Below are 7,545 nucleotides of genomic sequence, written 5' to 3' on the forward strand. Positions count from 1 at the left end.
GCCGCGTAACGGGGCGACGCCGGCAGGAGGTGAACCACGCACGTGTGAACGACAGGCAAGAATTGGCCGGGGCCAGCACGCTGACTAGACCAGCGCAGATGTTGCCCCCGTAGAAGGGGTGTCAGGCCCACGCTGAGCCTGGGCATTGACTCGCGAGATGCCTGTGGCGGCACTGGCGGGAGCAGTGCCGACGGCGAGGAGGGCCAAGGCCCCGAGTGCGGTGGCGGCGAGTACACGCTTGGTGATGTTCATACGCTGCCAACGACTTGGAGCAGCCTCAGATGCGCCTGCTCCCTTACGAATCCCTCGCATGGGCCCCCGCGGACCAGCAGACCCGCTCGTGATCAGCACTTACGGGACGACGCTTAGCGCGCATTTGCTGGCACTGTGCACGCTACGCCAGAGGGATCAACCTGCATTCAGCGATCAACTTCCCAAGACCCACCGACCCCTGAATGGCATTCAAGAAAGGGAACCTCTTATGGCGGCCAGTGGAGCCAATGGCAAGCTGTCTCCTTACGAGAACAAGAACTGGGCCATGCTAATCAAGGCGGATCCCGATCACCCACTTGAGCCTGGCACGGATGACGGGACCATGACAATTCTGATCCAGAACGTCAGCGCCACAGCCAGAAAACTGAACACATACATCGGGCTCACCTATCGCAGCGAGACGACACCGGGGCAGGTGGTGTTCACCACTCCATGGGAGAAAGCCGACACCCTGAATGTGGACACAGCGGTCGGAGGAACTTTCGCCCCAGACGGGCTGCCGGGCGACAAAGTCTTGCTGAGTATTGAGCCTGCCGATATCAAAGAGCCCAAGGTAATAGAGGCAGAGATCACCTCAATCGAGCAAGATCGAAAAGTATGGTCCTTTCTACCGCACAACGGTTGGATAGCAAATAAAGAGTACATGGTGACCGCATGGTCTGAACTGGACGGGCGTTCCTCTGCCCCCACTACGAGGAAATTTAAGGCGATCGCTTCAACGCCTTCGGTGACCATCCTCACGCCTGGTAAGGATGGCGCCGAGATCAGCCCCAAGACGAGGCTGACCGGCAGTTATGGCGGCACCATCAAGAAGCAGGGCGGTATTAGCATCACGCACAATGGAAGCAGTGCCACCGTCCGCCAAGACTATCCAGAAAGGGGCACATGGACCGTCGATCCTCCGGAAAGCGGCTGGGAACCCGGGGCAAACCACATAATCAAGGCTCAGGCCCAGAACGAATCGGATCGGTCAGCCTTGCTGGAACGGAATTTCAAGGTAGTGAATGTGCGTCCTGGGAAGCCCAGGATCACGGTTCCGCCGAAGTCTCCCACCGGGTGCTACTCGATCTACAAACCGCCGCATCTCGGAGGTGTTGTGGATCCATGGATGCAATCTGGTATTTCACAGGGGCCCTGCGACAGAGTCACTGTCAGTGACCCCGCCCAGCCCGAGCAGATCATGACCGCACGGCTGGACTACGACTCGGATAAAGACACCTACAAATGGAGTCTAGAAGCGGATTGGACGTTCAGCGATATAGGCGTCACGCACGACGTAGAAGTGGTGGCTTGGCTGGGTGACGAGCGCAGCGATCCGGACAGTAGCTCAAAGATTAGTTTCATCATGAAGACGCCCGATGGCAGAGATAATCCCATCCGATTCATCAGCCCTCAGCAAGATGATCCAGAAGTCGACACGAAGGCCGAAATCTCGGGATTGGCCCTCAGGGACACTCCGCATGTCACGATCAGCGAAAGAGAAGGGACCATGCATGAGTTGCCTCGCGTCGTGCTGACGACCACTGATGAGCACGCAACGCAATGGTCATGGAAGCCTGAGAGCGAATGGAAGAAGGGAAGGCACACGGTGGTCGTCACAGCCAGCCAACCGAGCCAGATGAACGCTCTTTCCTTCACCGTTGCAGGACTTGCCAATATCACTATCTCCAATCCCGGGGAAGGGGCGAAAATCTATTCCCATGACGAGCTTAATGGGAGGCTCCCGAAGGACGCAATTAAAGAGCCAATCACGATTGAAGACACATGCGGCGGGAACACGCAGATCTTCAGTGCAGAGAACAGGGGCGATCGCACATTCCACTACACCCCCAGCGGGGAAGGATGGCGGACGGGGAAGCACAGTGTGGTCGCCAAGACCGGAAACTACACGTCCGATGAGCGGCACTTCGAGGTCGCGGGCAAGAAGGTCGTCGTCATCACGAGCGAGAAGCTAGTGCCTAACGGTACGATCAACTTCCAGATTCCAGACAGCTGGGACAAGCTCACCATCCAGTGGACCGACGGCCAGGTGACTGAAGAAGTCGTCACCGCAACCAAGAAACAGCTCATTTATAAGCCGTCTGGATACCCTAACTATCCCTTCTCTGTCTACCAACCCCCTAACGGCTACTGGAAGACAGGGACGTACAGGCTGAAGTGCTGGAATGCGGACGGGGAACTCCTGGGTGAGGACTCTAGGAAGCTCACCGTGTAACGAACCTGGCGAACTACGGCCGCCGTCCGAGACATACCGTTCGGCGGCCCTCACGTACCCGGGCCTGCTCCATGCCCTCTTTCCTGGTGCCCGTCCGGCCTGGGCCACCCAGGCCATGACTCCCTGGAGTCGACCATGAACATCGACCACAACGACGTCAACTTCTACCGCCCCAACGAAGCTTCTCCCATGATCGTCAACCCTGATGGCGATTCGCTCAAGAAGACGGATGCCGAAGACAGGACGAAGCCACCTCTCCGGTGGGATGTCGAGGCAGGAGTCGGGCACGATACGACGTTCAGCCAAAGTCAGCTGCACAACGACAACAGAATCGGCGACCGCACCCAGTCGGCCGTGCACTTTCACCTCCAATCGGATCGCGACATTGAACCCGGTGAAGTGCTGTCCCTCACCATCAGCAACATCCATGTGTACGGGAAGAAGGGGGAGGAGCGCACGGGCAAACTCTTGGTGCAGCACGACGCCAACGACCAGGACTGGCCCCAGACCGCTGCGCAGGGACGTGTCGCGGTCCCACTTTCCGCCGACCCTGAGAAAAGTCGTGTTGAGTACCCAGCGAACTCTGGCGCCAGCATGCTGAAACCCCTGCCGCAGGCATCTCTGCTGACATATGCCATCAAGGGACAAGATGGGAAGCCCATCAATGCCGGCGTGAAGAACAACCTTGAGTTCGTAGCCACCAACCCCCCCGACAGAAATACGGCCTATGTTGCCTATCTCGCCCTGCTAGCCAAGGTAGGTGACGGCCAGGAGTCGATCTGCCGCGAGAAGGACCTGAACGGCATCAAGCAATTTCCCGACAAGGGAAATAGGTTCAGAAAAGGAAATAAGGCCCAGATAAAGGAGGCCGAAAAGAAGGAGCGAGAGAAAGGGTGGAGGCTTATTGCACAGTTCGAGTCATACGTCAAGGGAAAGGTGCACCCATACGCTGAACTGAAGCCTGGAGAGAGTTTCTCTTTCAAGCTAAATGACATCCTGGTGAGCCCGACCTCCGGCGTAGCGCCGCTGCTGGTGTTTGAATACGCCTTGCAAGACAGCAAGAAGAAGATCGACTATAAGGAATCTCCAGGACGGAATGACGCAGGACGATTCACGAAAATGGGGGCTGGCTTCTTCTTCGACTATCTGAGCACCGATCAGCCAGAAGTCGAGAAGGGAAATAGGGCACGCCTCATCTGGTCGGCGGAGAATGTCAAGAAATACGTGGTCCATGCGGAGGAAGAGCTCCACATCGAGGCTGGTGAGCATGCCAAGGACACCAAAGCACTGACCGAGGCAACGGCCTATCTCCTGGAAGCATTCTCCCAGGAGGACCTGTCCTTCACTCGGCAGACCGTGGCGGCGATCCACGACCCCACGTCCACTTTCTGCAATGTCACAGTTGAGCAGAGTCTCGATCTCAACCACACCGCATATTCCAAGCCCATCACAATTGTCTACACCAGCAACGAACAGGGAGATAAAGAGATCCTGGGCCGGGCTCCGACAGGCAGTCACGAGGGAGACCGCTTCGTCGTTGTCGGCATCAGCAAGGTCAACGAATACACGCCCGAAGCCGGAAAGAAGCCGGGCCTCGGCCTCTTCGTCGTTTCTCCCGGCGGAGGTTCCACACCGGCCGGAACTCTCTACGCCGACCCCCAGGCCCACAGCCCGGTGGGGCTGCGCCTCCCAGCCGAAGCCACCCTCAGCGCCAAACCCAACAAGGACGTGGGGCAGAAGCACACGCTTGCGGTCGAGATCAGTGCCATCGCCACAACCCCGAGGATCCTTCCCCCTCCCCCACCCAAGAAGTGATCCGCACGGCCGAACAGGACCGCACAGCACCTGCCCGCCCACGAACCGCACCGCGGCAGCACCAACCCAAGGAGCGCCCACCATGCCGACCCCCCGCATCAACAGCTTCTATGCCCACGAAGGCAAGACCCCCCTGGCCAAGGTGTCCGTCAGCAAGTCCTTCGCCCTCTCCTGGACATGCACGGACACGGTCCGCCTCTCCCTCGTCGGACCGAACGGACCCATCTTCGACCAACAGGACGCCGCATTCATCGATAGACAGCGGAGCTGGCAGATCTGCGGCGGCATCACCGATACCGCGACCTTCCTCCTCACTGCAGCAAACCCTGAGGGGCAACACACCCAGCACGTCACCCTCTTCGTTCCCAACCCCGACAAGACGTTCCGCAAGCTCACCGTTCTCTCCACCCTCACTCTGGAGAAACCGATGAGCGCCAGCTGACCTGAGCACTGCCACTGCCACCGAGACACCATCCTCACAACAACGGAGATCTCCATGAACGCCGCCTCGCCACCGGACACCGGGATCGTCCTCACCACTAGCCCTCCCGAAGCTTGTGCCGGCCAGCAGACCACCCTCAAATTTGACCTCCGTCTTCACCACCAGCCGGTCACCAAACTCACTCTCGCACTGCCCATGGGCACTGGTGACGCAAGCTTGGTCACCCGCGCCGACGCAGACTTCATCCAGCCTGTACTTGGCACGGACTACCACTTCACCCCGAGCACACCAGTCACTTCCACTACCCCCTTCAAACCCTCCAGTAACGAGCCCTACTGGACCATCGGAAGGCCCGAGAAGACCGCAGACAGCCTCATTTACACCCTCACCGCCCACCACACCGAAACCCACACAACCGACCACCTCCACGTCGAGTTCATTGGCGTCCGCTTCAATCTCGCACCTGGCCGCGCCATCATCACCCTCAACGCCTACAAAGGCACCACACCCACAGCCACCACAACCACCCTCACAAAACGCGCTCCCGGCCTCAAAATCGAAAATTTCCGGGCCACTGGGAGGTACACCACCGATACCAAGACCATAGCGGGAAAATCCACCCCGATCACCAAGGTCCGGAATGGCAAGCCCATCCACCTCACCTGGACCGCGCAGGACGTCAAAATGCTCACCCTCAAACGGGGAGACAAATCGGAGAATCTCCAGCCTGACCAGCGCTCCTACCCAGACCCCCTCGACCACAATGCCAAGCCCCTCATCCTCACCGACGACACAAAGTTCACCCTCACCGCGGCCAAGGGCGAAGAGGCAGCCACCCAGGATCTCTACCTCACCGTCTCCCAGCCAGACGGCACGTACACGGACCTCACGGTCACAGGAGGGTTCAGCCTGCCCGTGACTCCCGCCCCCACCACACATCAGTATTGGCTGACGAACGATATTAAGTTCGAGGCCAAAACCGATGGCTACTACCAAGTCAGCCTGTTTCTGTACAGCAGGTTCTATGGATGCTTCCCTCCATCCAAGGACATGGACCGCTGCATTCCGGCCTCAGTAGAAATAGGAGGCGCTACCTTCCTGTGCAACAACCTGGAAAGCAGCCCTCTAACGGTTTTCGCTCCCGCAGGAACGGTCCTCACGGTCAAGAAGCCGGAGAGGGATCCGTCCACATTCTTCTTCTCATATTTCCCGGCAACGAACGTAACATGGATAGGATCCGCTCCGGAAAAATCCCTTCCCCAGGTGTCACCTCAGAAGATATACGAGGCATTCCCCGCCAAGGGCAGAGCCCCCATCTGTGCCGCAGAGAATACAACCGGCCATATCAATTCCCTCAGTGAATTGATATGGAGCTCGAAGGGTAAATGCTACCAAAACCATATAGGAGTAGAAGTCTATCGCGAGACGACGAATCTCAAAGAAGTGAAACGGAAAGGGATCGTCTGGAAAACTGCCCCCCATGCCGCAAAGGCGGTCACGGAAACCATCTGGACCCAACACGAAGCAAAGAATGACAGAAAGGAATACGAATTCTCCATGGAGGATGAAATCACCGCCATGGAGGTCAGAGCAAAGCCATTCAAATTGCCATCAGCCTCCGATCCGGTGGATGCACGTCACGCCCCGGCCCCTGCAGATTTTACAATTACCCACGACCCCATCCCTCGAATTGAGAACCTCGACACTGCCCGCCAGGAAGATTTGCACTACTTCTATCGACTCCGGTGGAACAGGAGGAGCTTCTCGACGAAATCCTCCCCTCAGCAGCCAGACGAATTTAACGACATTCATGTCTCAACCTCAAAAAAGAGCGAGGCGAGAATCACCAAGGCTGCCATATGTGAGAATATCGAATCTGTGGGCAACGACCGCAATGTGGGCGTTAGCTGGAACGCCGATAACATCACGGTTCTCTTCGCCGGAGAGAATTCTGCGGCATACACCAAAAAGACCATCCAGCTGGATATCGAGCATAACGTGAAGACTTCCGCAGGGGATAACTCTGTCGGATTGCCAGATGCGGCAAGCGACTTTACCATACCTGGCACAAGCGTACGCGTTTCGGTGAATTCCGAATGCGACAAAGATAAACCTATCAAAGTAATTGAAGGCTGGAAAATCACCAGCGAGGGGCTGTATGAGGGGGGCGAACTCAGGACCCCTCCAGACGGCTATCGTCGAGGCTCCGCCCAATAGCCCTGGACACGACCATTCAATCATACTGCCTCGAAAAGTTTGTGATTCTTGGTCGTTGGGGTGGGTTTAGCCAGGCTGCTGTGCGGAGCTGTCCGGCTCTTGGTGGCTGTTGGTGGGGTGAGGCATTCTTCGAAAGCGATCTGAGAGGATTTCACCGGGGATTTCCAGCGTATCGTCCAGCGACGATAACCCTTGTCAGCCGCGTCCGGGTTCATCAGCACCCAGCAGACGCGCTTCAACGAAGCGGTCTCTTGCGGGGGGGGGGGGGCGAGCCCAGACGGCCTCGCGGACGCAGGCGTCCACGCTCTCCACCGTGTCTGTAGCGCAAGAACACCAGCGACGGATGGTGGCCCGCCACCAGCGAGGTAACTCTCTTCAAGCCGGGGGCAGTAAAGATCATCTATTACTCCTACCGGGATCCTGCTGGCCAAATGTCGTGTCCTGCGGTGTGGGGGCGCGGTTGGCACGGTGGTGGCCGGTCTTGTCGTTCCTGGCTGCTGGGGTGGGGAGCGGCCGGAGGAATGGTTTGACGTTGTCCTATGTGGTGAGGCGGAGTAGTACTGCACCATGGGGCAGGGGACGT

4 protein-coding genes are annotated in these 7,545 nt (G+C 58.0%); all 4 read left to right on the plus strand.

Annotated elements, in window-relative coordinates; all coding sequences use genetic code 11:
* The first annotated feature begins 340 nt into the window (after positions 1-340).
* The 4 genes from ACFWZ5_RS43345 to ACFWZ5_RS43360 all read left to right on the plus strand — a co-directional run bounded on the left by ACFWZ5_RS43345 (position 341) and on the right by ACFWZ5_RS43360 (position 6,962).
* Positions 341-2,488 carry a hypothetical protein gene (locus ACFWZ5_RS43345; RefSeq protein WP_384892565.1) on the plus strand — a complete coding sequence of 716 codons (2,148 nt, stop codon included), beginning with the start codon at positions 341-343 and terminating at the stop codon, positions 2,486-2,488.
* A gap of 135 nt (positions 2,489-2,623) precedes the next feature.
* Entirely contained in the window at positions 2,624-4,303 is a 1,680-nt protein-coding gene (locus ACFWZ5_RS43350) for a hypothetical protein (RefSeq protein WP_384892568.1), read from the plus strand.
* 82 nt (positions 4,304-4,385) lie between these two features.
* Complete coding sequence (locus ACFWZ5_RS43355; RefSeq protein ID WP_384892571.1) at positions 4,386-4,745, plus strand: hypothetical protein; 360 nt, start codon at positions 4,386-4,388, stop codon at positions 4,743-4,745.
* Between the two features lie 54 nt (positions 4,746-4,799).
* Complete coding sequence (locus ACFWZ5_RS43360; protein ID WP_384892573.1) at positions 4,800-6,962, plus strand: hypothetical protein; 2,163 nt, start codon at positions 4,800-4,802, stop codon at positions 6,960-6,962.
* Positions 6,963-7,545: the final 583 nt, after the last annotated feature.

It is taken from the genome of Streptomyces sp. NPDC059003 (genome assembly GCF_042740445.1).
Lineage (GTDB): Bacteria > Actinomycetota > Actinomycetes > Streptomycetales > Streptomycetaceae > Streptomyces.